The sequence below is a fragment of the Burkholderia anthinoferrum genome, assembly GCF_002925705.1.
In the GTDB taxonomy this organism is placed as follows: domain Bacteria; phylum Pseudomonadota; class Gammaproteobacteria; order Burkholderiales; family Burkholderiaceae; genus Burkholderia; species Burkholderia semiarida.
On sequence record NZ_LFZP01000044.1, the window covers coordinates 76888 to 101997 of the forward strand.

Genomic DNA, 25110 nt, shown 5'->3' on the forward strand with positions numbered 1-25110 from the left:
GCCCACCTCCCTCAAGCCGGCTCGCCCCACAGACGCAGGCGCGACACGCCGCCGTCCGGGAAGATGTTGAACCGCACGTGCGTGACGGGGCCGAGCGCCGCGAGCGCGTCGAACGTGTGCACGTGGTCCATCTGCAGCTTCTGCTCGCCGAGCAGTTCGGCCCAGAACATCGCCTGCGTGACGAGCGAATCGTCGGTGCCGCCCGTGACGTGCGCGGCCTGCAGCGAGCAGCGGTCGGGGAAATTGCCCTTGAAGAACGCCGTATCGACCTCGACGCGCCGGATGATGCCCGGCCGCGCGAGCGCGACGATCGCCCAGTCGTTGCCGGGCTCGCGGCGGCGCCGCGTTTCCCAGCCGTCGCCCATGTTCACGCCGCGCCCCGGCATCAGCATCTGCGAGGCCGGGCCGAAGTGCTGGTTGTTCGCGGCCACCAGGTAGCCGCCGTTCTCGATCGCCGCGAGATCGACGAGCTCGCCGGCCGGCACGTGGCGCCAGTCGCGCTGCGGCTGGCCGTACACGCGCAGCCGCGCGAGCCCGCCGTCCGGGTACAGGTTCACGCGCAGGTGGGTGACCGGCCGCGCATCGTCGACGCTCACGTAATGGTGCGAATTGCCCTGCAGCGTCGTCGCGGGCACGATCGTGCGCCATTCGGCGTCGTCGGGCGGCGTGTCGCCGTCCACCGCGCAGGCCTCGATCGACGCGGCCGGCGGAAAGTTGCCGGTGAAGTGGCTCGTATCGAGGTCGACGCCGTAAATCACGCCCGGCCGCGCGAGGCGCACCACGCAGAAGTCATGGCCGGTCGTGCGCTTGCGGCGCGTTTCCCAGCCGTCCATCCACTTGCCGTGGTCGTCGTACTTGCCGGGAATGAACACGGCCGGCTCGGGATTGAGCATGCGCTCCTTGGGCGCGAAGAATTCGTCGCTGGCAAAGAGCGCCTGCGCGCCCAGGCGCGGGTCGGCGAGGTTCATGTAGCGCCGCGTGAAAGCCGGCGCGTTCGGATCGAGGATGGGGGCTGCCATGTCGTCTCCATTGTTTCGAGAAGCGCCGGCGCGTCGGCGCGCCGGTCGCGTGAAGGTCGGTCGCGCGGTGTGGCGGGGGGCGGCCGGCCAAGCGCGCCCGGCCAGGGAAGCCGCGCCGCGCGAGCGTCGGGGTCAGAGCGCGTGGGCCTGGTCGCCTGCGACGGGGGCGGCGCTGCCGGGCGCGTCGGCCACGTAGCGCAGTTCGCGATTCAGCACGCGCGTCGCGCGTGCGCGGTCGATGTCGTTCTCCCACACCGCGACCACCACCGTCGCGACGCAGTTGCCGATCAGGTTGGTCAGCGCGCGGGCGATGCCGACGAACCAGTCGACCGGCAGGATCAGCACGAGGCCGAGCACGGGAATCGCGGGAATCGCCGACAGCGTCGCCGCGAGAATCACGATCGCGGAGCCGGGGATGCCGTGCGCGCCCTTCGACGTGACGAGCGACACGAGCAGCACGACGATCAGATCGTGCGTGGACAGCGGCGTGTTGGTGGCCTGCGCGATGAACAGCACGGCGAGCGTCAGGTAGATCGAGAAGCCGTCGAGGTTGAACGAATAGCCGGTCGGGATCACGAGGCCGACGGTCGAATCCTTGATGCCCATGTATTCGAGCTTGCTCATCACCTGCGGCAGCACCGCGTCCGACGACGCCGTGCCGAGCACGATCGACAGTTCCTCGCGCAGGTAGCGGATCAGCTTGAACACGGAGAAACCCGCGAGCCGCATCACGACGCCGAGCACGACGGTGACGAACACGAAGCAGCTCAGGTAGAACACCGCGACCAGATAGCCGAGCTGCTTGAGCGACGCGACGCCGTACTTGCCGGTCGTGAACGCGATCGCGCCGAGCACGCCGAGCGGTGCGAGCTTGATGATGAAGCCGATGATCCGGAAGAACACGTGCGACAGCTCCTCGATCAGCGAATTGACGCGCTGCGCCTTGTCGCCGAGCAGCGACAGCGCGGAGCCGAACAGCACCGCGAACACGAGGATCTGCAGGATGTCGCCCTTCGCGAACGCGTCGATCGCGGTGTCGGGGATGATCTTCATCAGGTAGCCGGCCGTGTCCTTCAGGCTTTCGGCGTTCTTCGCGTACGTCGACAGCGACGCCGCGTCGAGCGAGCGCAGGTCGATGTTCATCCCGACGCCCGGGCGCGTGAACCACGCGAGCACGAGCCCGATGCCGAGCGCGAGCGTCGTCATCACCTCGAAGTAGACGACGGCCTTCAGGCCGACCCGGCCGACCTTCTTCAGGTCGCCCGCGTTGGCCATCCCGCTCACCACGACGCAGAAGACGATCGGGCCGATCACCATCTTGATGAGCTTCAGGAAGCCGTCGCCGAGCGGACGCAGCGACTCGGCGAAGTGCGGGAAGAACGCGCCGAGCGCGACCCCCAGTATCAAGGCGACGACTACCCGGCCAAACAGCGAATTAAGGAATTTTGACACGGCGCTCTCCCGATCCAACGGTTGCAGTTTCGTCTGTTCATACTGGTAAGACCAGTGATGTTATGGTGGATAGTAGGAAGCCGATATAGTGGCGTCAAGGACGGACAAAATAGGGATTTCCCGCCCCCGCGCCCGTGTTTCCGGGGCCCGAAAGGGGGCAGATCGTGGCTTTCCCGTACGGCCGCGTGCACCGCCTGCGTGCGGATTACAATGCCGGTCAGACCGGCCATCGTTCACATCATGAGAAATGTTCCGCATACCGTGACCGACGCCGCCATCGCGACGATCCGCGACCGGATCGAGGCAGGCGTGTATCCGGTCGGCAGCCTGCTGCCGGCCCAGCGCCAGCTCTCCGAGGAGCTGGAGATCAGCCGCGCGTCGCTACGCGAGGCGCTGTCGACGCTCGAGGCGCTCGGGATGCTGCGCATCCGCGCGGGCAAGGGCGTGTACGTCGAAAGCGCGCAGGCGTCGGCCGCGCATCCGTGGCAATTCGCCGAGCAGTCGTCGCCGCCCGACACCTACCAGATGCGCTATGCGCTCGAAGGCTTCGCCGCGCGGATGGCCGCGCACGTCGTCAGCGACGCAGACATCGCATGGTTCGAGGACAACCTCGCGGACCTGCACGTCGCGCTGACCGACAGCGCGCTCGACGAGGCATCGCGGCTCGACTTCGACTTCCACATGCGGATCATCCATCTGGCCGGCAACGCGGCGATCGAGTCGATCCTGCGCAGCAGCGCGGACATCATGAAGGAAAGCCAGCGCATGCCGTTCTACCGGCGCGAGCTGCTGCTGTCGACGTGGCACGAGCACCGCGCGATCGTCGACGCGCTGATCGCGCGCGACGCGGCCGCCGCCGGCACCGCGATCGAAACGCACATCGCGAACGCCGCACAGCGCGCGGGCGTCTTCTTCCCGACACCCGGCGCGTAACCCTTCCGCGCCGCCGCGCGGCCGTACCGGTCACCGCTCTGACCGATCGCGATGCGCCAGCATGCGGTCGATGAACGCGCGCGCCGCGACGCTGCGGCACGCGGCGGGTCACGCAGTGATGCGGCGGGCCGGCAATCCGGCAGTCCGTTTCCACCGCACGACAAAAAGGCACGCACCGCGCATCGCGGGCGTGCCTTTTTGCCAAGGGCGCTGCTGCCGTCGCGCGCTAACGCTGCCCCGTCACGCGGCCTGGTTCGCGAAATCGATCAGCACCTTCATCGCACGCTGGCGATCGCCGGCCAGTTCGAATGCGAGGTTCGCATCGCGCATCGGGAACACGCGCGTGACGGCCGGCCGCAGGTCGACGCGCCCCGCGTTGATCAGTTGCACCGCCAGCGCGAATTCCGCGTGAAAGCGGAACGAGCCGCAGATCGACAGCTCCTTCGCGACCACCACGTTCTGCGGCAGGCTCACGTCGCCGCCGAGCCCGAGCTGCACGACGACGCCGCGCGGCCGCATCACGTCCAGCCCGTCGCGCAGCGCGCGCGCATTGCCCGAACATTCGATCATCACGTCGAACGTGCCCTTGTCGGCGCCGTAGCGCTCGACCCAACCGGCATCGGCCGCCGCGTTGATCGTGCGGTCCGCGCCGAGCGCGCTCGCCACCGCGAGCGGCGCGTCGACGACATCGGTCGCGACGATCTCCGCGGCGCCGTGCACGCGCGCCGCCGCGACCGCCAGCACGCCGATCGGCCCGCAACCCGACACGAGCACGCGCTTGCCGATCAGCGGGCCCGCGCGCGACACCGCATGCAGGCCGACCGCGAACGGCTCGGCGAGCGCCGCGAGCGACAGCGGCACGTGATCGGCGACCTTCACGCACTGCACCGCGTCGCACACGAGCGCATTGCGGAACGCACCCTGCACGTGCGGCATCCGCATCGCGCTGCCGTAGAAGCGCATGTCGAGACACTGGTTCGGCAGCCCTTCGAGACAGTAGCGGCAGGCGCCGCACGGCCGGCTCGGGTTGACCGCGACGCGATCGCCGGCTTTCACCGACGTCACGTCCGGCGCCACTTCAGCGACGGTGCCGGCGACTTCGTGGCCGAGCACCATCGGCTGCTGGAGCCGGATCGCGCCGAAGCCGCCATGTCGGAAGTAATGCAGGTCGGAGCCGCAGATGCCGCCCATCGCGACGTCGACGCGCACCTGGCCCGGGCCGATCTCGCCGGCATCCTGCTCCTCGACCCGCAGGTCGTTCGGCCCGTGAATCACGACACACATGCAACGCATACGCATGACACGCTCTCCTCGTTAGACGGCGCTGGTCAGGCCGCCGTCGACGAACAGCGTCTGGCCGTTCACGAAATCGGACGCGGCCGACGCGAGGAAGATCGCCGCGCCGCACAGCTCGTCGACCTGCCCCCAGCGGCCGGCCGGCGTGCGCTTGCACAGCCAGTCGGAAAACGCCGCGTCGTCGACCAGCGCGCGATTCAGCTCGGTTTCGAAATAGCCGGGCGCGAGGCCGTTCGCCTGGATGCCGTGGCGCGCCCAGTCGGCGCACATTCCTTTGGTCAGCATTCGCACCGCGCCCTTGGTCGCCGCATACGGCGCGATCGTCGGCCGCGCGAGCTCGCTCTGCACCGAGCAGATGTTGATGATCTTCCCGTGGCCGCGCGCGATCATGTGCCGCGCGACCGCCTGCGCGACGTTGAACACGCCGTCGAGATTCACGCGCATCAGTGCATGCCAGTCGTCCGGGTCGAATGCGTCGAGCGGCGCGCGACGCTGGATGCCCGCGTTGTTCACGAGGATGTCGATCGCGCCGACGCGCGCCTCGAAGTGGTCGATCGCCGCGCGTACCTGCGCGTGCTCGGCCACGTCGAACACCGCATGGTCGGCCGCGAAGCCTTCGTCGCGGAACTGGCGCGCGAGCGTCGCGGCCTTCTCTTCATTGCGATCGTTGATGACGATCGCCGCGCCGGCTTCCGCGAGCCCGCGGGCGAGCGTCAGCCCGATTCCGCGACCGGAACCGGTAATCAGCGCGCGGCGGCCGTCGAGGCGGAACCGGTCAAGCGCATGGGTCATGGATGTCTCCTCGTGCCGGTCGAGCCGGCTGCCCATCGCGGCCGGTCTCGCATCGACGGTATCTTCGGCCGCCGGCCGGGTCCGCGCCAATGGTCTTTTTTGATCCGGTTATCATGAAAACTGATTACCGCCTTCTCGCACCCGCCGCCCCAATGGAACTCAAGCAATTGCGCGCCTTCGTCACGCTCGCGGAAGAGCTGCATTTCGGGCGCGCCGCGCAGCGCCTGTGCATCGTGCAGCCCGCGCTGAGCATGCAGATCAAGGCGCTCGAGGCGGAACTCGGCGCGCGCCTGTTCGAGCGCGACCGGCACAAGGTCGAATTGAGCGACACCGGGCGCGTGTTCCTGCCCGAAGCGCGGGCGACGCTGCAGCAGGCCGCGCGCGCGGAACAGATCGCGCGGCGGTCGAGCCGCGGCGAAATCGGCACGCTGCGGATCGCGTTCGTGTCGTCGGTCTTGCCGGCGCTGTTGCCGGCCGTGCTGCGCACGATGCGCGAGCGCTATCCGTTGATCGCGCTCGAGCTGAAGGACATGCCGACGCCCGACCAGATCGCCGCGCTGCGCGAGCGCCGGATCGATTTCGGGATGATCCGGCTGCCGGCCGCCTACGCGGGCATCGACACGCGCGTGGTGCTCGAGGAAGGGTTCGTCGTGGCGCTGCCGCTGGACCATCCGCTGGCCGCGCACGACGCGATTTCACCGGCCGCGCTGCGCGGCCAGCCCACGTTCGTGCTCGCGCGCCGCTACGCGCCCGGCTTTCACGACGACATGCTGCTCGCATTGAGCCGCGCGGGCACGACGCTCGACATTGCGCAGGAGTTCGGCGAATTCACGACGATGCTCGCGCTCGTCGCGGCCGGCATGGGGATCGGGCTGATCCCGGCGGAAGCGGCCAGCGCGCTGCCGCCGAACGTGCTCGCGCGGCCGCTCGATCTGGCCGGTCACCGCAGCGGCGTCGGCCTCGCGTGGACCGATCTCGACAGCCCGCTGAAACGCGCGTTCGTCGATGCGATCGGGCAGGTGACGGCGAACGCCGGGCAATAAAAAACCCGGCCGGGAAACCCCGGGCCGGGCTCGTTCGCCACGCCGGCCGCCTTGCGGCGGCCGCGCAACGTGCTGGATTACTTCGCGTTCGCGAATGCGATTGCCGTATCGAGCATGCGGTTCGAGAAACCCCACTCGTTGTCGTACCAGCTCGACACCTTCACGAGACGGCCCGACACCTTGGTCAGCGTCGCGTCGAACGTCGACGAAGCCGGGTTGTGGTTGAAGTCGATCGACACCAGCGGTGCGTCGTTGTAGCCGAGGATGCCCTTCAGCGCGCCTTCCGATGCTTCCTTCATGATCGCGTTGACTTCCTCGACCGTCGTGTCGCGCTTCGCAATGAACGACAGATCGACGATCGACACGTTGATCGTCGGGACGCGGATCGCGTAGCCGTCGAGCTTGCCGTTCAGCTCCGGCAGCACGAGGCCGACGGCCGATGCGGCGCCCGTCTTCGTCGGGATCTGGCTGTGCGTGGCCGAACGCGCGCGGCGCAGGTCTTCGTGATAGACGTCCGTCAGCACCTGGTCGTTCGTGTACGCGTGGATCGTCGTCATCAGGCCGGTTTCGAGGCCGATCTTGTCGTTCAGCGGCTTGACGAGCGGCGCGAGGCAGTTCGTCGTGCACGACGCGTTCGAGATGACCGTGTGCTCGGCCTTCAGCACGTCGTGGTTCACGCCGTAGACGATCGTCGCGTCGACGTCCTTGCCGCCCGGCGCCGAGATGATCACCTTCTTCGCGCCGCCCTTCAGGTGCGCGCTCGCCTTTTCCTTCGTCGTGAAGAAGCCCGTGCATTCCATCACGACGTCGACGCCCAGCTCGCCCCACGGCAGTTCGGCCGGGTTGCGGTTCGCGAGCACGCGGATCTTGTCGCCGTTCACGACGAGGTAGTCGCCGTCGACCGACACGTCGCCCGGGAACTTGCCGTGCGCGGTGTCGTACTGGGTCAGGTGCGCGTTGGTCTTCGCATCGCCCAGGTCGTTGATCGCGACGATCTCGAGATCGTGCTTCTTGCCGTTTTCATAGAACGCGCGCAGCGTGTTGCGGCCGATACGGCCGTAGCCGTTGATTGCGACGCGAATCGTCATGGTCTATCTCCTGATGGCTGAAAAAATTCGTTTCGTGCAGCTTCACGGTGCGACGCGCGCAACGGGTGGCGCGCGTCGCGTATGCTTTCAGGCCAGCACGGCCTTCACGGTCTCGACGACGTGCTCGACGGTGAAACCGAAGTACTTGAACAGCACGCCGGCCGGCGCCGATTCGCCGAACGTGTCGATCCCGACGACGCCGCCCTCGAGGCCGACGTACTTGTGCCAGAAGCTCGTCACGCCCGCTTCGATCGCGACGCGGCGCACGCCGTGCGGCAGCACGCGTTCGCGGTATTCGGCGTCCTGGCGATCGAACACGTTGGTCGACGGCATCGACACGACGCGGGCCGCGATGCCCTGTTGCGCGAGCGGCTCGACGGCCTTCATCGCGAGTTCGACTTCCGAGCCCGTCGCGATCAGGATGATCTTGCGCGCGACGATTTCCTCGTCCCAGTCCTTCAGCACGTAGCCGCCCTTCTCGATGTTCGCGATCTGCGCATCGGTACGCGGGTTGAACGCAAGGTTCTGACGGCTGAAGATCAGGCTCGACGGACGATCGGCGGCGACCGCGTGGGTCCACGCGACGGCCGTCTCGACCGTGTCGGCCGGACGCCACACGTCGTGGTTCGGGATCAGGCGCAGACTCGACACGTGCTCGATCGACTGGTGCGTCGGGCCGTCTTCGCCGAGGCCGATCGAATCGTGCGTGAACACGAAGATCGACGGCACCTTCATCAGCGCGGCCACGCGCAGCGCATTGCGGCTGTAGTCGGAGAACGTCAGGAACGTGCCGCCGAACGGCTTGTGGCCGCCGTGCAGCGCGAGGCCGTTGATCGCGGCGCTCATGCCGAATTCGCGCACGCCGTAGTTGATGTGGTTGCCGAGCAGCACGCCCGCGCCTTCCGGATTCGCGCGCACCGCCTTCGACGCCTTCCAGTTGGTCAGGTTCGAGCCGGTCAGATCGGCCGAGCCGCCGAGCAGCTCGGGCAGCGCGGCGGCGAGGCCTTCGATCGCCTGCTGCGACGCCTTGCGGGTCGCGACCGTCTCGGCGCGCTCGTTCGCGCCGGCGATGATCGCCGCGGCCTTCTCGGCCCAGTCGGCCGGCAGCTTGTTCGCCATCCGGCGCTCGAATTCGGCCGCTTCCGCCGGGAACTTCGCGCGATAGGCCGCGAACGTCGCGTCCCATTCGGACTCGGCGCGCTTGCCGGCTTCCTTCGCGTCCCAGGCCGCATAGACTTCCTGAGGAATCACGAACGGCTCCCACTTCCAGCCGAGCGCTTCGCGCGTCTTCGCGATTTCCTCCGCGCCGAGCGCCGCGCCGTGCACGTCGTGGCCGCCGGCCTTGGTCGCCGCGCCCTTGCCGATCACCGTCTTGCAGCAGATCAGCGTCGGTTTGTCCGACAACTTCGCCTTCGCGATGGCCGCGTCGACCGCGTCGACGTCGTGGCCGTTCACGTTCGGAATCACGTTCCAGCCGTACGCTTCGAAGCGCTTCGGCGTGTCGTCGTGGAACCAGTTCACGACGTCGCCGTCGATCGAGATGCCGTTGTCGTCGTACAGCGCGATCAGCTTGTTCAGCTTCAGCGTGCCCGCGAGCGAGCAGGCTTCGTGCGAGATGCCTTCCATCAGGCAACCGTCGCCGAGGAACACGTACGTGTGGTGATCGACGATCTTCGCGCCGTCACGGTTGAACTCGTCGGCCATCAGCGCTTCGCCGAGCGCCATGCCGACCGCGTTCGCGAGACCCTGGCCGAGCGGGCCGGTGGTCGTCTCGACGCCCGGCGTGATCCCGTATTCGGGGTGGCCCGGCGTCTTCGAGTGCAGTTGGCGGAAGTTCTTCAGCTCTTCGATCGGCAGGTCGTAGCCGGTCAGGTGCAGCAGCGAGTACAGCAGCATCGAGCCATGGCCGTTCGACAGCACGAAACGGTCGCGGTCGGCCCAGTGCGGGTTCGCCGGGTTGTGCTTCAGATGGCGCGACCAGAGCGCGACGCCGATTTCGGCCATGCCCATCGGCATGCCCGGGTGACCGGAGTTCGCTTGCTGGACGGCGTCCATCGCGAGCGCACGGATCGCGTTGGCCATCAAGGTGGTGGAGGCGGGAGACGAAGTCGTCATGTCGAGTCCGGAGAACGAGTCGAGGAAACGGGGGCACGGCGGCATCCGGAAGCTCGAGCGTCAATCGTTCCCGGCGCGCGGTGCGGCGCCTGACGGACGCGAAGCGGACGGAGCCAACGGACGGGGCTGCAAAGCTCGTCATTTTAACAGATGGGCCGGCATTTCCCTTGTCGGCGCGTCGTGTTCCGGCACGGTTTTCCGCCAAACCGCCCGCCTCCTATAATTCAGGCGTCGGAACTGCCCGCCTCCCGCGGCCCCACCCGTGAGCACGACCCTTCTCTTCCATCCCACGCCCAACGCCGCCTACGGCTTCCCGAACGCGCGCCGGCTCGCGCACGTGGCGTCGCCGCACCAGCGCATCGAAGTGTGGGAAACGCCGCAGCTCGGCCGCCTGTTCACGCTGGACGGCCGGCCGATGACGTCGGTCGGCGACGAGTACGTGTATCACGAGTGCATGACGCACCCGGCCGCGCTCGCGCATCCGGCGCCGAAGAAGGCGCTCGTGCTCGGCGGCGGCGACGGCGGCGCGGCGCGCCAGTTGCTCAAGCACGCGTGCATCGAACGGATCGTGATCGCCGAGCTCGACCACGAGGTGGTCGGGATGGCGCGCCGCTATCTCGACGACGTGCACCAGGGCGCGCTCGACGACCCGCGCGTCGAGGTCGTGATCGGCGACGCCGCGCACTTCGTCGATGCGACGGTCGAACATTTCGATCTCGTGGTGTTCGACCTCACGCCGCCCGATTCGCCGGCGGCCGGCCTCTATACGCGTGCGTTCTACGCGCGGCTCAAGCGAATCCTCACGCGCTGCGGCGCGATCTCGATGCATCTCGGCTCGCCGGTGTTCCATGCCGCGCGCATCGCCGCGCTGCTCGACGATCTGCGCGCGAGCTTCGCGGTCGTCGACCCACTGTCGGCGCACGTGCCGCTGTACGGCTCGCAGTGGCTGATGGCGATCGCGAGCGACACGCTCGATGCGGCCGCGCTGTTCGCGCACGACGTGGACGAACGGCTCGCGGCCCGCCGCGTCGACGGCTTGCGCTACTACGATGCGCGGCTGCATGCGTCCCTCTTTGCCCTGCCCCGCGCGCTGCGCGATACACTGGGCGTTCGCCGCTGAACCTCGGCACGCCGCGCAACGTTCCGTCGTTCCAGCATGAGACCGGCGCAGGCGCCGCGGCGCCGATACCGTGCAACAGGAGATCTTCATGACCGATCCACGTCCGGCCAACGTGCCTTGGTTGACGCCCTACCTGACCGTGCGCAACGCGCGCGCGGCCATCGAGTTCTTCCAGGCCGCATTCGGCTTCACGGTACGCGACGTGCACGACGAGGACGGCGCGATCATGCACGTCGAGATGGCCTATCGCGGCCAGTTGATCGTGATGTTCGCGCCCGAGGGCGCGTTCGGCTCGCCCGCGCTCACGCCGAAGCGCGCGAACGCCACCGCGCCGCAATCGTTCTATCTGTATGTCGACGACGTCGACGCCACCTGGCAGCGCGCGCTCGACGCGGGCGCGAAATCGCTGAGCGCGCCGCAGGATCAGTTCTGGGGCGACCGGTTCGCGCAGATCGAGGATCTCGACGGCTACCGCTGGGCGCTCGGGTGCCGTCTCGACGCATGACCGAAACCGCCACACGCATGAATGAAGCCACCACCACCGCGGCCGTGCCGCGCTTTTTCGTCGACGCCGCGCCGCGCGCCGATGCCCCGCTCGCATTGCCGGCCGACGTCGCGCGCCACGTGCAGGTGCTGCGCCTGCAGCCCGGCGACGCGCTCGCGCTGTTCGACGGCACGGGCGGCCAGTACCGCGCGCGGCTCGTCGAGGTCGACAAGCGCGGCGCGCTCGTGCAGGTCGATACGTTCGAGCCCGCCGAGGCCGAGCCGCCGTATCGCGTGACGCTCGCGCAGGGCATCGCCGGCGGCGACAAGATGGACTGGGTGATCGAGAAAGCCGTCGAGCTCGGCGTCGCGGCGGTCGTGCCGCTGTCGACCGCGCGCGGCGTCGTGAAGCTCGCCGGCGAACGGGCGGACAAGCGCGTCGCGCACTGGCGCGGCGTCGTGCGCGCGTCGTGCGAACAGTGCGGACGCAACCGCGTGCCCGACGTCGCGCCGGTGGCCGGCTTCCACGCATGGCTCGACGCGCTGCCGGCCGCGCCGGCCGACGGCGAACTGCGGCTGCTGCTGTCGCCGCGCGCGAGCATCCCGTTCGCGTCGCTGCCCGACGCGCCGCCCGCGGGCGCCGTCACGCTGCTGATCGGCCCGGAGGGCGGGCTGTCGCCGGACGAGGAAAATGCGGCCCGCGCACGCGGGTTCACCGCGTTGTCGCTCGGGCCGCGCGTGCTGCGTACCGAGACGGCCGGCGCGGCCGTGCTCGCGGCGCTGGCGGCACGCTGGGGCGGGTGGTGATCGGCGACCGCGAGCGATTCGCTCCGGCTCGACTTCAACGCGCGGATCGTCTCAGGTTCATTCCGCGGCGATGAATTGCGTTGTCGTGTACGAGACGATCCGTGCAAGCGCATGCTCGTCGCCGGCATCGCTGCAATGACGTGAAGTACGCCCATCGGGCGTACGGCGCACTCGCCGATTCAGTCGCCAGATGCACAAAAACCCGCGCAATGGCGGGTTTTCGAGACGCTGCGCACCGGATTCCGGTGCCGGCGGCGAACAACGACCGGAAGCTGCGACAACGCGGCGTGCCGGCCCGCCGACGCGCTTACGCGAACGAGTAGAACACGCGGAACGCGACCTTGCGCTCGGCCCAGAACTCGGCCGCCTCGCGGAACACGTCGAGCAGCGTTTCGCGCCCTTCCTTGTCGAATTTCTGCGCGATCGGCAACCCTTCGAGGACGATCACGAAACCAGGCTGCGCGCCGGCCTTCGCGACGAGATCGGTGAGGCAATCGTACAGCGCGTCGTAGTTCTTCCCGAAATGCTTCGGAAACAGGAACGAGGTCGCGATCGTTTCCATCACTTCCTGCTTCGACTGCGCGGCGCCGCAATACGCATACAGGAAATGCTGGCCGAGCCGACCGGCTTCGTCGGCGAGATCCTGCACGCGGAACGCGCGGATCGACTGCACGAGATTGGGTCGCACGGTCGTGAAAAGGCTCATAGGCTCCTCGTTCGATGAAAGCCCGGGCTCGGCTTCCTGTTGCTCCGGCGTGCCACCGGCCTGCGCCGCCGCGTGCAGCTGAATCACACGCTGAAACAGATTGCCGTCGCCGGCCGCGAACAGATCCGCCGCCGCCGTATCGTGCGCGTAGATGGAGTCGCTCATGCCATTCGTCCCGAAGTCATTCAACAATACGTTTAAAACTGTTGTAGTGGTCGCCCGTGTAATAACAGTTGTCGATCCGGCGCAACGGCCCGCCACAGACGATCCGGCGCGCGCCGCGATTGCGCGCACGCGGCGTCGGCACCGTGTACTCATGGTAGTAGCCGCGCTTCGCCTTCGGCAGGATCCGCTCGCGGTTGCCGAACACGACGCCGTCTTTCTCGTACGGATAGGGGCCGCCGGCGCTGATCAGGCCCAGCGTGGTCACGGCCTCGCGCGGAAGACTGGCAGTCGGGATCGTATCGAGCCCGCTGGCGGCCACGTCGGCCGGAACGGCCTCCCGTGCGTAAGCGGCGGAAACCAGACTGCCCGTCGGCGTGCCGACGATACCCATCGCGAACATCGCGAAGACGGACGCGAGCGCGCCGTTGCGGAGCCACTTGCGTGCCATGAACCAGGGTTCCCGCTGTTAAATCAAGTAGTTGACGACCAACAAAGGCGTTAGCGTAGCGTTATTGGCCGCGCGAATCAATGTCCGTTTGGGAATCGAAAGCCACGCGACGCCCCGAATTCCGCATTTTTTACCGAAATTGCACTACATTTATCTTACATAGGATAAAATGCGTGCGGCATCTTTCGTATGGCAAGACCTGCCTCCTTGCCACACTCGCTACCCGGAGTGGAAAGATGCTGCTGTTGCTTATGGGAAGCGCGGTTGCGCCCTGCCCGCGGCGTGCCCCTTGCGGGCACGCCTCTTTTTGCCTTTGTTTACAATTTCGCCCCGCGCGCGGCCCCGGTTCGACCGGCGCCGCGCGTTCGTGTCGGCTCAGCGCGCGGCGTTGACGTCGGCCACCAGCAGCGCCGCCATGTTGACGATGCGACGAACGGTCGCCGATTCGGTCAGCACGTGCACCGGCTGCGCGGCGCCCAGCAGGATCGGCCCGATCGCGATGTTGTTGCCGGCGGCCGTCTTCAGCAGGTTGTACGCGATGTTCGCGGCGTCGATGTTCGGCAGGATCAGCAGGTTCGCTTCGCCTTCCAGCGTCGATTCCGGCAGGATCTCCTTGCGCAGCGCCGCGTCGAGCGCCACGTCGCCGTGCATTTCGCCGTCCACCTTCAGCTCCGGCGCGGTTTCCTGCAGGATCGCGAGCGTATCGCGCATCTTCTTCGCCGAAGGTGCGTTGCTCGTGCCGAAATTCGAGTGCGACACCAGCGCGACCTTCGGTTCGATGCCGAAGCGGCGCACTTCTTCGGCGGCCATGATCGTGATCTCGGCCAGCTCCTCCGGGGTCGGATCGACGTTCACGTGCGTATCGACGAGGAAAATCTGGCGGCCCGGCAGCACGAGGCCGTTCATCGCCGCGTACACGCTGCAGCCCGGGCGCTTGCCGATCACCTGGTCGATGAAGTGCAGGTGGCGGTGCGTGGTGCTGATCGTGCCGCAGATCATCCCGTCCGCTTCGCCCTTCTTCACCAGCATCGAGCCGATCAGCGTCGTCCGACGGCGCATTTCGACACGCGCGAGCTGCTCGCTGATGCCCTTGCGCGCCATCATCTTGTAGTACGTCTGCCAGAAGTCGCGGTAGCGCTCGTCGTGCTCGGTGTTGACGACCGTGAAATCGGTGCCCGGCGTCAGGCGCAGGCCGTAGCGCTGGATACGGTGCTCGATCACCGACGGGCGGCCGATCAGGATCGGCTTCGCGAGTTTTTCGTCGACGATGATCTGAACGGCGCGCAACACGCGCTCTTCCTCGCCTTCCGCGAACACCACGCGCTTCTTCTCTTCCGGCGCGGCGCGCGCGATCTGGAAGATCGGCTTCATCGTCGTGCCGCTGTGGTACACGAACTGCTGCAGGTGCTGCTTGTACGCGTCCATGTCCTCGATCGGGCGCGTCGCGACGCCGCCGTCCATCGCGGCCTGCGCGACGGCCGGTGCGATCTTCACGATCAGGCGCGGATCGAACGGCTTCGGAATCAGGTATTCGGGCCCGAACGACAGATCCTGGATGCCGTACGCGGTCGCGACGATGTCGCTCTGCTCGTGCTGCGCGAGCTCGGCGATCGCGTTCACGGCGGCGATCTCCATTTCGCGCGTGATCGTCGTCGCGCCGACGTCGAGCGCGCCGCGGAAGATGAACGGGAAGCACAGGACGTTGTTGACCTGGTTCGGGTAATCGGTGCGGCCGGTGGCCAGCACGGCGTCCGGGCGCACCTCGAGCGCGAGTTCCGGCAGGATTTCCGGCGTCGGGTTCGCGAGCGCGAGGATCAGCGGGCGCTCGGCCATGCCCTTCACCATCTCCTGCTTCAGCACGCCGGCGGCCGACAGGCCGAGGAAGATGTCCGCGCCGTCGATCACCTCGGCGAGCGTGCGGGCGTCGGTTTCGCGCGCGAAACGCTCCTTGTCCGGATCCATCAGCTCGGTGCGGCCCTTGTAGACCACGCCGGCCAGGTCGGTCACCGTGATGTTCTCGAGCGGCAGCCCGATGTCGACCAGCAGGTCCAGGCACGCGAGCGCGGCCGCGCCCGCGCCGGACGCGACGAGCTTGACCTTCTTGATGTCCTTGTTGACGACCTTCAGGCCGTTCGTGACGGCCGCGGCCACAACGATCGCGGTGCCGTGCTGGTCGTCGTGGAACACCGGAATCTTCATCCGCTTGCGCGCTTCGCGCTCGACGATGAAGCAGTCCGGCGCCTTGATGTCCTCGAGGTTGATCCCGCCGAAGGTCGGCTCCAGCGCGGCGATCACGTCGACGAGCTTGTGCGGGTCCGACTCGTTCAGCTCGATGTCGAACACGTCGATGCCCGCGAACTTCTTGAACAGCACGGCCTTGCCTTCCATCACCGGCTTCGACGCGAGCGGGCCGATGTTGCCGAGACCGAGCACCGCCGTGCCGTTCGTGACGACGCCGACCAGGTTGCTGCGCGCGGTGAAGCGCGCGGCGTTCAGCGGATTCTCGACGATCTCCTCGCACGCGAACGCCACGCCCGGCGAATACGCGAGCGCGAGGTCGCGCTGGTTGATCATCTGCTTGGTCGGGGCGATCGCGATTTTGCCGGGGGTCGGAAATTCGTGATAGTCGAGCGCGGCTTCGCGGAGCTTGGCTTTGGAGGAGGCTTGGGTAGACATGTGTCTCGTGACGGGCGGATTAGAATAACTGTTCGACGGCATTGTAGCGCCAATCACCGGCCGCCAGACCGGCGATTCGGGTGCGACAGTCGCGACAAAAATGAACTGGATGGTACAGGCGCGCCGCCGCCCGCCTCGTACAATGCCGTTCCTTCAACCGTTTCGGACCGCCCGCCGTGCCAGCCGCCCTCTCCGAGTTTTCGCTGATCGAACGCTTCTTCACGCGCCGCGCCGCCCGGGGCGCCCGCGCGTCGACGCTCGGCATCGGCGACGATTGCGCACTGATTGCGCCCCGATCCGGGAAATTGCTGGCCATTTCGACGGACATGCTGGTGGAAGGCCGCCACTTCTTTCCCGATGTCGCGCCCGACGCGCTGGGCCACAAGACGCTCGCGGTCAATTTGTCGGATCTCGCGGCGATGGGCGCCGAGCCGCGCGCGTTCACGCTCGCGTGCGCGCTGCCGCGCGCCGACGCGGCGTGGCTCGAAGCGTTCAGCAACGGGCTGTTCGCGCTGGCCGACCGATACGGCTGCGAGCTGATCGGCGGCGACACGACGAGCGGGCCACTGAACCTGTGCGTGACCGTGTTCGGCGAAGTCGCGCCCGACGCGGCGCTGCGGCGCGATGCCGCGCGCGACGGCGACGACGTATGGGTGTCCGGCACGCTCGGCGATGCGCGCGCGGGGCTCGGCGTCGCCCGCGGCGAATGGACCGCCGGCGCGCATGAAGCCGCCGCGTTCCGGCGCGCGCTCGAGCGGCCCGAACCGCGCGTCGCGCTCGGCCTGGCGCTCGCGGGCGTCGCGCACGCGGCGCTCGACCTGTCGGACGGCCTCGCCGGCGACCTCCAGCACATCCTGACGCGCTCGAACGTGCGCGCCGAGATCGACGCCGACGCGGTGCCGCGCTCGGTCGCGCTCGCGACGCTGCCGGCCGACGTGCAGCGCCGCTGCACGCTGGCGGGCGGCGACGATTACGAACTGTGCTTCACGGCGCCCGTCGCGGCCCGCGCGGCGGTCGAAGCGGCCGGCGCCGCGGCCGGCGTGCCGGTCACGCGAATCGGTACAATACGCGCGTTGTCCGCGCCGTCGGCCCAACCCGCCATCGCGTGGCGCGACGCCGCCGGCGCGCCCCTCGCTCTCACGTTGCACGGCTTCGACCACTTCCATGCAGACTGATCCGACGCCCGCGCACGCCGCGGCCGATTCCGGCGCCGCGCGGCCCGCGCCGACACGCGTGACGGCCCGCTTCATGCTGTCGCACCCCGCGCATATCGTGTCGCTCGGCTTCGGCAGCGGGCTCGCGCCGATCATGCCCGGCACGTTCGGCTCGCTGTTCGGCTGGCTCACGTTCGTCGTGCTCAACCGCTACCTGACGGTGCCCGAATGGTGGGCGCTGATCGCCGTCGGCTTCGCGGCCGGCACGTGGATCACCGGTTTCACCGCGAAGCAGGCCGGCGTGTCCGATCCGGGCGCCGTCGTCTGGGACGAGATCGTCGCGATCTGGCTCGTGATGCTGTTCGTCACGCCGGCGACCTTCGTCGGCCAGCTATGGGCGTTCGTCGCGTTCCGCTTCTTCGACATGCTCAAGCCGCCGCCGATCCGCTACTTCGACCGCCGCCTGAAAGGCGGGCTCGGCATCATGGTCGACGACCTCGTCGCCGCGTTCATGACGCTGCTCGTGATCGCGCTGTGGCGCTCCGTCGCCGGCTGACCGATTTCCCGACTCCCGTTTCCCGACGCGCATGCCAACCGATTCCGTCGTCCATCAGCTTGCGATCCGCGCAGGCAACAAGCTGCGTGACGAGCACCTCACGCTCGCCACCGCCGAATCCTGCACCGGCGGGATGATCGCCACGGCGATCACCGACATTTCCGGCAGCAGCCAGTGGTTCGAGCGCGGCTTCGTCACGTACTCGAACCAGGCCAAGATCGAGATGATCGGCGTGCCGCCCGACCTGATCGACAAGCACGGCGCCGTCAGCGAGCCCGTCGCGCGCGCGATGGCCGAAGGCGCGCTGCGCAACAGCCGCGCGCAGGTCGCGCTGTCCGTCACCGGCATCGCGGGCCCGGCCGGCGGCAGCGAGAAGAAGCCGGTCGGCACCGTGTCGTTCGGCTGGAGCAACCGGCTGCATACCGACGTCGAGACGCGCGTGTTCAAGGGCGACCGCGAACAGATCCGCACGCAGGCGGCCGCGCATGCGCTGCGCGGGCTGCTGAAGCTGCTCGACGAACACGAAGGCTGAGCGGCCCGGGCGCGCGTGGCGCGCCGCGCCCGCTTATTGGATCGCGTCGGGCTTCACGACGATCCAGTTCTTGTCCGCCGTCACCGGCAGGCCGAGCGCCTTCTGCTTCGCGGCCGATTCGTCCGACCACGCGCGGATCTGCGTCATCTGCTTGTCCTTCTTGTTGACCCACACGCGCACGCCGCCGCGCGCGACGTCGGTCGCGTTCAGCAGCATGTAGCCGTCGGAGCTCGGCGTGTCGCCCGCGACGAGCACCGGCTTCTTCCACTGGTCGATCCAGCCGACGATCGAACCGAGCTTGCCTTCGTACCACGTCATCGGGTTCATCAGGAACGGCGTGATCACGAGGTTGCGGTTCGCGGCCTCGTCGTACTTGCCGGCCTTGATCTGCAGCCGCGACGTGGTCAGCGCGCCGGTGGCCGGGTCGCGCAGCAGCGTCGTCACGCCGATCACGTTCTGCGGCTTCACGTTGTAGCCGTACTTCGGGTCGGACAGCACGAGCCGCGCGAGTTCCTCGTGCGCGGCCGTCATCACGTAGACGTCGATGCCGTTCTCGCGCAGCGCGTTGTACAGCTCCTGCATCCCGCGGAAGAAGCGCGGCGGATTCACCGTGCCGTCGACCACCTTGTCGCCCTGCCAGTAGCGGATCGGGATCGGCTTGCCGTCGGCGAGCATCGCGTCGACGTGGCGCTTCAGGCTGGCGAGCGACTGCCCGGCGAACGCCTGCGCGATCCACGGATAGCAGACCAGATCGTCGATCTCGCACAACCGGTAGTAGTAGCTCGTCAGCGATTCCTTGTAGTCGGCGGAATCCTTGAACGGGATCAGCTTCAGCGACGGGTCGAGCGAGTCGCGCGTCAGCACGCCGTGGTTCTCGAGATACGGCAGCAGCGATTCCTCGAGGTCGTAGCGGTAGGTCGTGTTGTCGGCGTCGAACACCGCGTAGTCGCCGCGGTTCGCGTGCGCGGCGATCATCGCGTTCAGCGCTTTCGCGCTGTCGGCCGGCCAGTGCGACAGGTCCGCCGCATGGGCGAACGTCATGCACAGCGACGCGGCGAACGCGCTCAGAAGACGGCGGGACAGCTTGGGCATGGCGTCGCTCCCTTCTTTGACATTTTTGTGACGGATCGATGACAAGCGGCAGCATCGCGCGAATAAACTGCGCGTATGCGATACGGAAGCGACGGAAAATTGTTCGCGTGCGCCAGGACGGCGAATACACGATGAAGGCGCGCGGCCCGCGAACGCGGGCGCGGCGGTCGAAGGCCGCCCGAGCGGGCGGCCGGTATTTCAGCGATGCGCGTTGATCGTGTCGCGCGTCTTCTGCGCGGCGAGCGCCGCGGCTTCGGCGAAATCCTCGCCCTTGCTCGCATACAGGATCGCGCGCGACGAGTTGATCATCATCCCGGTGCCGTCGGCCGTGCGGCCCGCGTTGACGGTCGCCTGCACGTCGCCGCCCTGCGCGCCGATGCCGGGGATCAGGAGCGGCATGTCGCCGACGATCCCGCGCACGATCTCGATTTCCTTCGGGAACGTCGCGCCGACCACGAGGCCGAGCTGGCCGTTCCTCGCGTTCCACTTGTTCGCCGCGAGATCGGCCACGACCTGATACAGCGGCCGCCCGTTCGTATCGAGGAACTGCAGGTCCGAGCCGCCCGGGTTCGACGTGCGGCACAGCACGATCACGCCCTTGCCTTCATGCTCGAAGTACGGCTCGACCGAGTCGTAGCCCATGTACGGGTTCACCGTGACGGCGTCCGCGCGATAGCGCTCGAACGCCTCGCGCGCGTACTGCTCGGCCGTGCTGCCGATGTCGCCGCGCTTCGCGTCGAGGATCACCGGCAGGCCCGGATGCTGGAGATGGATGTGCGCGATCAGCCGCTCGAGCTGGTCTTCCGCGCGATGCGCGGCGAAGTACGCGATCTGCGGCTTGAACGCGCTCGCATACGGCGCGGTCGCGTCGACGATCTGCCGGCAGAATTCGAAGATCGCGTCGGGCTGGCCGTCGAACTGCACGGGAAAGCGCGACGGCTCGGGATCGAGGCCGACGCACAGCAGCGAATTCGTGCGCTGCCACGCGGCGCGCAGCGATTCGATGAAAGTAAGCGGGGAAGACATGGCGGATACTCGCGGCAAACCGTTGGTAGACCGCGTATTTTACCCGCGTCGCCGCGCTGCCTCGCGTGTCGCGCCATTGCCGCGCGCATCGGCGCGCTCGACGGTGAACGCGAAGCGCCGCGTGAGCCGCTCGCCGGGCGCGAGCAGCGTCATCCCGTGCGCGGCCGCGCCGCCCGGCAGGTTCACCGCATTGATCGGATGATCGACCGGCTCGAAGCAGAAGAAATCCTCGCCCGGCGGCGTATAGAGCACGTACGCGTCGGCGTCGGCCGCGACGGTCAGCGACAGCCGGCGGCGCGGCCAGCTCACCGTCGCGTGGCCGCCCCAGCCGGTGAACGCGTGATTGACGAGCGTGGCCGGCAGCGGATACGCGACGCCGAACTGCCAGGCCGGCGGCACGCTGACGTGCCGCACCGGCAGGAAATCGGCGCCCGACAGCCACAGGCCGCCCGCCGCCGCGGCCAGCTCGGTCTCCGTATCGCGCACGAGGAACGGATGCACGCCGAGCCCGAACGGCAGCCGCGCGCGGCCCGCGTTCTCGATCGTCAGCGCGATCGACAGCGTCGCGTCGTCGAGTTCGAACGACTGGATCGCGCGGAACGCATACGGCGCGCCGGCCGCACGATCGAGCGACAGTTGCAGCGACGTGTCGGTCGCATCGTCCACCTGCCACGGCGCGAGCCAGCCGTCGCCGTGGATCGGCAGCGGCTCGTCGCGGCGGTTGCGCGGCACCGCGACCTTGCGCCCGTCGCATTCGAAGCGCCCGCCGCCGATCCGGTTCGAGTACGGCAGCAGCGGGTAGCACGCGAGCTCGTTCGGGTCCGTCACCGTCTCTGGGTGCTCGCAACGGCGGAACACCGGCATCAGCGCGCCGTTGTCGCCGCGCCAGTCGAAGCGCGCGATGCCGCCGCCGAGGTGCGGCAGCACGTCGAGCCGCAGCGACGCGTTCGACAGCGTGACGGCCGCCGCATGCGCGGCGCCGACGCCCTGCGCGAACACGGCCGTCTGCGGGCCGGGGCTGACCGGCTGGGCGGCGGCGGCCAGGCGCGCGCGGCGCGACTGGCTGGCGGACGACGATGCGCGCGAGGACGTGGCGGTCATGGTGAGCTCCTTTCCTTCGTCGAAGAAACGATGCAGGTCGTGCGAACGATCAGGCCCAGCCGCCGTCGACGATCACGTCCTGCGCGGTGATCATCCGGCTGTCGTCGGCCGCGAGAAACAGCGCCATCCGTGCGAGGTCGGCCGGCAGCAGTTCGGCGTCGATGCACTGGCCGGCCTTGATCGCCGCGCGGCCTGCGTCGTCGAGCCACAGCCGGCGCTGCTTGTCGGTCATCACCCAGCCGGGCACCAGCGAATTCACGCGGATGCCGAACGGGCCGAGATCGCGTGCGAGGCCGCGCGTCAGGCCCTGCACGGCCGCCTTCGCCATCACGTAGACGGGATAGCCGCCGTTCTTCAGCATCCAGCTGATCGAGCCGAGATTGACGATCGAGCCGCCGCGCTGCCGCTTCATGTCGTCGATCACCGCCTGCGCGGCGAAGAACTGGTGACGCAGGTTCACCGCGATGCCGGCATCGAACGACGCCGGCGTCACGTCGCCGATCGCATGGCGCGTGTCGTTCGCCGCATTGTTCACGAGCACCGCGATCGCGCCGATGCGCGCGCGGATCGCGTCGATCGCCCGGCGCAGCGCGTCGATGTCGGTCAGGTCGCAGGACAGGAACAGCGGCGCATGGCGCACGTGCGCGAGGCGTTCGGCCAGCGCGGCGCCGGCCGCCGCGTCGAGGTCGACGAACGCGACGCGCGCGCCCTGTTCGGCGAAGTGCTCGACGAACGACGCGCCGATGCCGGTCGCGCCGCCCGTGATCAGCACCGCGCGATCCTCGAGGCTCGGGTAGCGCGCATAGCGCGCGTCGCTCGCCGCCGCGTGCGTGCCCTGCGCTGATGGGTCGATGGTCATGCGTGTCGTCTCCGTGGATTCGGTCAGTCGCGTACGCCGCGGTTCTTCAACTGGTCGAGCAGCACGGCCGCGAGCAGGATCGCGCCGCGCACGAGGTACTGGTAGAACGCGTCGATGTTCAGCAGGTTCATCACGTTCTCGACGGTGCCCATGATCAGCACGCCGATCACGACGCCCGAGATCGTCGCGCGGCCGCCCATCAGCGACACGCCGCCGAGCACGCACGCGGAAATCACGTTCAGCTCGAAGCCCTGCGCGGCGTTCGGCTGGCCCGACGTGATGCGCGACGCGAGGATCACGCCCGCGAGCGCCGTCACCGCGCCCTGGATCAGGAAGATGTACACGCGCGTGCGTTCGACGTTGATCCCCGCGAGCCGCGACGCCTCCGGATTGCCGCCGATCGCGAGCGTGTTGCGGCCATAGATGGTCTGGTTCAGCAGCACGCCGAACCCGATGAAGCACAGCAGCGTGACCCAGATCGGCAGCGACACGCCGAACATCGACAGCCCGCCGAGCGCGATGAAGGTGTCCGACGACACGCCGACCGCCTGCCCCTTCGACACGATGAAGCCGAGCCCGCGCACGATCTCCATCGTCGCGAGCGTCGTGATCAGCGCGTTGATGCGCAGGTACGCGATCACCGCGCCGTTCACGAAGCCGATCGCGGCGCCGGCCGCGACCGCGGCGACGATCGCGACGAACGTGTTGTCGGTCGCGTTCAGCACCATCGCGCACAGCACGCCGGAGAACGCGACGGTCGAGCCGATCGACAGGTCGAAGTCGCGCGACGCGAGACAGAACATCATCGTGCACGCGACCATGCCGATCTGCGAGATCGACAGCGCGAGGCCCAGCATGTTGTCGATCGAGAAGAAGTGATCGACGGTCAGCGACATCGTGATGAACATCACCGCGAAGATCGCGATCAGGCTGTATTCGGTCAGATGCTGCCACCACTTCTGGCGGTCGCTCTGCTGCGGAACCAGCGCGTCGGCCGACGGCTTCACGGCGGCGCTGGCAAGGTTTTCGTTGGCTTGCATGGTGTGTCTCCTGCTCCTGCATCGCGCGGCCCGCGCCGCGCGTGTTCGATTCGATTGTCCCGGGCTTGTCCGGACGTAGCCGGCCGCGTCAGGCCGCCTCGGCCGCGCTCGTCTGCGGCAGCGCGAGGTTCAGCACCGCGTGCTCGTTCGCGTCGGCGCGCGCCAGCTCGCCGGCGATCCGCCCTTCGCGCATCACGACGATGCGGTCGGACACGCCGAGCACTTCCGGCAGCTCCGACGACACCATCACGATCGCGCAGCCGCGCTCCGCGAGCCGGTAGATCACGTCGTAGATCTCGTGCTTCGCGCCGACGTCGATCCCGCGCGTCGGCTCGTCGAGGATCACGACCTTCAGGTCGGGCTCCGCGAGCCAGCGCGACAGGATCGCCTTCTGCTGGTTGCCGCCCGACAGGAAGCGGATCTTCTGGCGCCGGTTCGGCGTCTTGATCTTCAGCCGCTGGATGAAGCGGTCGGCCGTTTCGCTTTCGGTCTTGCCGTTGATGAAGAGCCCCGCACGCAGCGAATGGCGGCGGCAACTGATGTTGATGTTCTCCGCGACCGACGCGATCGCGATGATTCCTTCTTCCTTGCGGTCCTCCGGGCACAGCACGATGCCGTGGCGGATCGCGTCGCCGGTGCGCTTCACGTCGATGCGCTGGCCGTCGAGCGTCAGCACGCCGGCGCGCCGGCGGTCCGCGCCGTACACGAGCCGCATCAGCTCGCTGCGGCCGGCGCCGACGAGCCCGAAGAAGCCGACGATCTCGCCCGCGCGCACCGAGAAGCTCGCCGGTTCGCGCAATGCCGGGCCGTCGACGCCTTCGGCGGAAAACCGCACGTCGCCGAGCGCGCGCGGCGCGTAATGGTAGATGTCGGCGATCTCGCGCCCGACCATCTCGGCGACGAGCCGCTCGCGCGGCACGTCGGCCAGCGCCTCGTGCGACGCGATCTTGCGCCCGTCGCGGAAGATCGTGCACGCGTCGCACAGCCGGTAGATCTCGTCCATCCGGTGCGAGATGTAGATCAGCGCACGGCCCTGCGCGCGCAGATCGTCGACCAGCTTGAACAGCACTTCCGTCTCGCGATGCGACAGCGAGCTCGTCGGTTCGTCGAGCGCGATCACGCGTGCATTGCGCATCAGCGCCTTGCAGATCTCGACCATCTGCCGCTGCGCGATCGACAGCCGCCCGAGCCGCGCGTCGGGGTCCAGATCGACGCCCATCTCGGCGAGCCGCTCGCGCACGTAACGCTTCGCCTCGCGCTTCCTGACCCAGCCGAACGCATTCGGCAAGCGGCCGAGCAGCAGGTTTTCCGCGACCGTCAAATCGGGCACGTACTGCAATTCCTGGTGAATCACCGCGATGCCGGCCGCGATCGACGCGGCCGCATTCGCGAACTGCACGGGCTGGCCGTCGACCAGCACGCTGCCCGCGTCGGGCTGGTATTCGCCGCCGAGAATCTTCAACAGCGTCGACTTGCCCGCGCCGTTCTCGCCCATCAGGCCATGCACCTCGCCCGCATGCACGTCGAACGAAATGCCGTCGAGTGCGCGCACGCCGGGAAATACCTTGCCGATATTGTCAAAACGCAGTGCCGCTGACACGTCGTCT

23 protein-coding genes are annotated in these 25110 nt (G+C 68.2%); 8 read left to right on the forward strand and 15 right to left on the reverse strand.

Features of this window, described 5'->3' with window-relative positions:
* Positions 1-11 precede the first annotated feature (11 nt).
* Positions 12-1019, reverse strand: coding sequence for an allantoicase (alc, locus tag C5F75_RS15980; RefSeq protein ID WP_104012445.1), 1008 nt, complete (start codon positions 1017-1019; stop codon positions 12-14).
* Positions 1020-1151: 132 nt separating this feature from the next.
* Positions 1152-2471 carry a C4-dicarboxylate transporter DctA gene (locus tag C5F75_RS15985; RefSeq protein WP_059581022.1) on the reverse strand — a complete coding sequence of 440 codons (1320 nt, stop codon included), beginning with the start codon at positions 2469-2471 and terminating at the stop codon, positions 1152-1154.
* 210 nt (positions 2472-2681) lie between these two features.
* On the opposite strand from C5F75_RS15985, the gene C5F75_RS15990 reads away from it, so the two are divergent.
* A complete protein-coding gene (locus C5F75_RS15990) occupies positions 2682-3404 on the forward strand; it encodes a FadR/GntR family transcriptional regulator (protein WP_179231710.1) in 723 nt (240 codons plus the stop codon).
* Positions 3405-3644: 240 nt separating this feature from the next.
* Here the strand turns inward: C5F75_RS15990 and C5F75_RS15995 are convergent, their stop codons facing one another.
* Positions 3645-4703 (reverse strand): L-idonate 5-dehydrogenase, encoded by a 1059-nt coding sequence (locus C5F75_RS15995; protein ID WP_104012446.1) that lies wholly within the window; start codon positions 4701-4703, stop codon positions 3645-3647.
* A 15-nt stretch (positions 4704-4718) separates the two neighbouring features.
* On the reverse strand, positions 4719-5492 hold the full coding sequence (locus C5F75_RS16000) for an SDR family NAD(P)-dependent oxidoreductase (protein WP_104012456.1): 774 nt from the start codon (positions 5490-5492) through the stop codon (positions 4719-4721).
* Positions 5493-5644: 152 nt separating this feature from the next.
* Between C5F75_RS16000 and C5F75_RS16005 the strand changes: the two genes are divergently transcribed.
* Complete coding sequence (locus C5F75_RS16005; protein ID WP_059638093.1) at positions 5645-6535, forward strand: LysR family transcriptional regulator; 891 nt, start codon at positions 5645-5647, stop codon at positions 6533-6535.
* 77 nt (positions 6536-6612) lie between these two features.
* Here the strand turns inward: C5F75_RS16005 and gap are convergent, their stop codons facing one another.
* Together gap and tkt are read right to left on the reverse strand one after the other, a co-directional pair.
* Positions 6613-7623, reverse strand: a complete 1011-nt coding sequence (gene gap / locus C5F75_RS16010) for a type I glyceraldehyde-3-phosphate dehydrogenase (RefSeq protein ID WP_060312631.1) — start codon at positions 7621-7623, stop codon at positions 6613-6615.
* Between the two features lie 87 nt (positions 7624-7710).
* Positions 7711-9783: a transketolase gene (tkt, locus tag C5F75_RS16015; protein ID WP_059581007.1), complete on the reverse strand. Its 2073-nt coding sequence runs from the start codon at positions 9781-9783 to the stop codon at positions 7711-7713.
* Positions 9784-10000: 217 nt separating this feature from the next.
* On the opposite strand from tkt, the gene speE reads away from it, so the two are divergent.
* The 3 genes from speE (at position 10001) to C5F75_RS16030 (ending at position 12148) form a co-directional block, all read left to right on the forward strand.
* Positions 10001-10858: a polyamine aminopropyltransferase gene (speE, locus tag C5F75_RS16020; protein ID WP_104012447.1), complete on the forward strand. Its 858-nt coding sequence runs from the start codon at positions 10001-10003 to the stop codon at positions 10856-10858.
* An 88-nt stretch (positions 10859-10946) separates the two neighbouring features.
* A complete protein-coding gene (locus tag C5F75_RS16025; protein ID WP_059581002.1) occupies positions 10947-11363 on the forward strand; it encodes a VOC family protein in 417 nt (138 codons plus the stop codon).
* Positions 11364-11380: 17 nt separating this feature from the next.
* Positions 11381-12148 carry a 16S rRNA (uracil(1498)-N(3))-methyltransferase gene (locus tag C5F75_RS16030; RefSeq protein ID WP_059581201.1) on the forward strand — a complete coding sequence of 256 codons (768 nt, stop codon included), beginning with the start codon at positions 11381-11383 and terminating at the stop codon, positions 12146-12148.
* A gap of 307 nt (positions 12149-12455) precedes the next feature.
* Here the strand turns inward: C5F75_RS16030 and C5F75_RS16035 are convergent, their stop codons facing one another.
* The 3 genes from C5F75_RS16035 to C5F75_RS16045 form a co-directional block, all read right to left on the reverse strand.
* A complete protein-coding gene (locus tag C5F75_RS16035) occupies positions 12456-13019 on the reverse strand; it encodes a barstar family protein (RefSeq protein ID WP_059581000.1) in 564 nt (187 codons plus the stop codon).
* A gap of 16 nt (positions 13020-13035) precedes the next feature.
* Positions 13036-13467, reverse strand: a complete 432-nt coding sequence (locus C5F75_RS16040; protein ID WP_060312627.1) for a ribonuclease domain-containing protein — start codon at positions 13465-13467, stop codon at positions 13036-13038.
* 375 nt (positions 13468-13842) lie between these two features.
* Positions 13843-16185 (reverse strand): NADP-dependent malic enzyme, encoded by a 2343-nt coding sequence (locus C5F75_RS16045; RefSeq protein WP_319001459.1) that lies wholly within the window; start codon positions 16183-16185, stop codon positions 13843-13845.
* A 134-nt stretch (positions 16186-16319) separates the two neighbouring features.
* Between C5F75_RS16045 and thiL the strand changes: the two genes are divergently transcribed.
* Genes thiL through C5F75_RS16065 form a run of 3 tightly spaced genes read left to right on the forward strand, consistent with a single transcriptional unit; the run spans position 16320 to position 18385 of the window.
* Positions 16320-17318, forward strand: coding sequence for a thiamine-phosphate kinase (thiL, locus tag C5F75_RS16055; protein ID WP_059580993.1), 999 nt, complete (start codon positions 16320-16322; stop codon positions 17316-17318).
* Entirely contained in the window at positions 17308-17853 is a 546-nt protein-coding gene (locus C5F75_RS16060; RefSeq protein ID WP_059580990.1) for a phosphatidylglycerophosphatase A family protein, read from the forward strand. Before thiL ends, C5F75_RS16060 begins: the two co-directional genes overlap by 11 nt.
* Before the next feature lie 31 nt (positions 17854-17884).
* The gene (locus C5F75_RS16065; protein WP_059580979.1) at positions 17885-18385 is read left to right on the forward strand and encodes a CinA family protein; all 501 of its coding nucleotides are present in this window, start codon (positions 17885-17887) and stop codon (positions 18383-18385) included.
* Between the two features lie 33 nt (positions 18386-18418).
* Here C5F75_RS16065 and C5F75_RS16070 read toward each other — a convergent pair whose 3' ends face one another.
* The 6 genes from C5F75_RS16070 to araG form a co-directional block, all read right to left on the reverse strand.
* Positions 18419-19477, reverse strand: coding sequence for a hypothetical protein (locus C5F75_RS16070; RefSeq protein WP_059580977.1), 1059 nt, complete (start codon positions 19475-19477; stop codon positions 18419-18421).
* A gap of 198 nt (positions 19478-19675) precedes the next feature.
* Entirely contained in the window at positions 19676-20503 is an 828-nt protein-coding gene (gene pyrF, locus C5F75_RS16075; RefSeq protein ID WP_011544549.1) for an orotidine-5'-phosphate decarboxylase, read from the reverse strand.
* A 39-nt stretch (positions 20504-20542) separates the two neighbouring features.
* Entirely contained in the window at positions 20543-21604 is a 1062-nt protein-coding gene (locus C5F75_RS16080) for an aldose 1-epimerase (RefSeq protein WP_059580975.1), read from the reverse strand.
* Positions 21605-21653: 49 nt separating this feature from the next.
* Positions 21654-22463, reverse strand: a complete 810-nt coding sequence (locus C5F75_RS16085) for an SDR family NAD(P)-dependent oxidoreductase (RefSeq protein WP_104012448.1) — start codon at positions 22461-22463, stop codon at positions 21654-21656.
* A 23-nt stretch (positions 22464-22486) separates the two neighbouring features.
* Positions 22487-23503 carry an L-arabinose ABC transporter permease AraH gene (araH, locus tag C5F75_RS16090; RefSeq protein WP_059580970.1) on the reverse strand — a complete coding sequence of 339 codons (1017 nt, stop codon included), beginning with the start codon at positions 23501-23503 and terminating at the stop codon, positions 22487-22489.
* 88 nt (positions 23504-23591) lie between these two features.
* The gene (gene araG / locus C5F75_RS16095) at positions 23592-25103 is read right to left on the reverse strand and encodes an L-arabinose ABC transporter ATP-binding protein AraG (protein WP_059580968.1); all 1512 of its coding nucleotides are present in this window, start codon (positions 25101-25103) and stop codon (positions 23592-23594) included.
* Positions 25104-25110 lie beyond the last annotated feature (7 nt).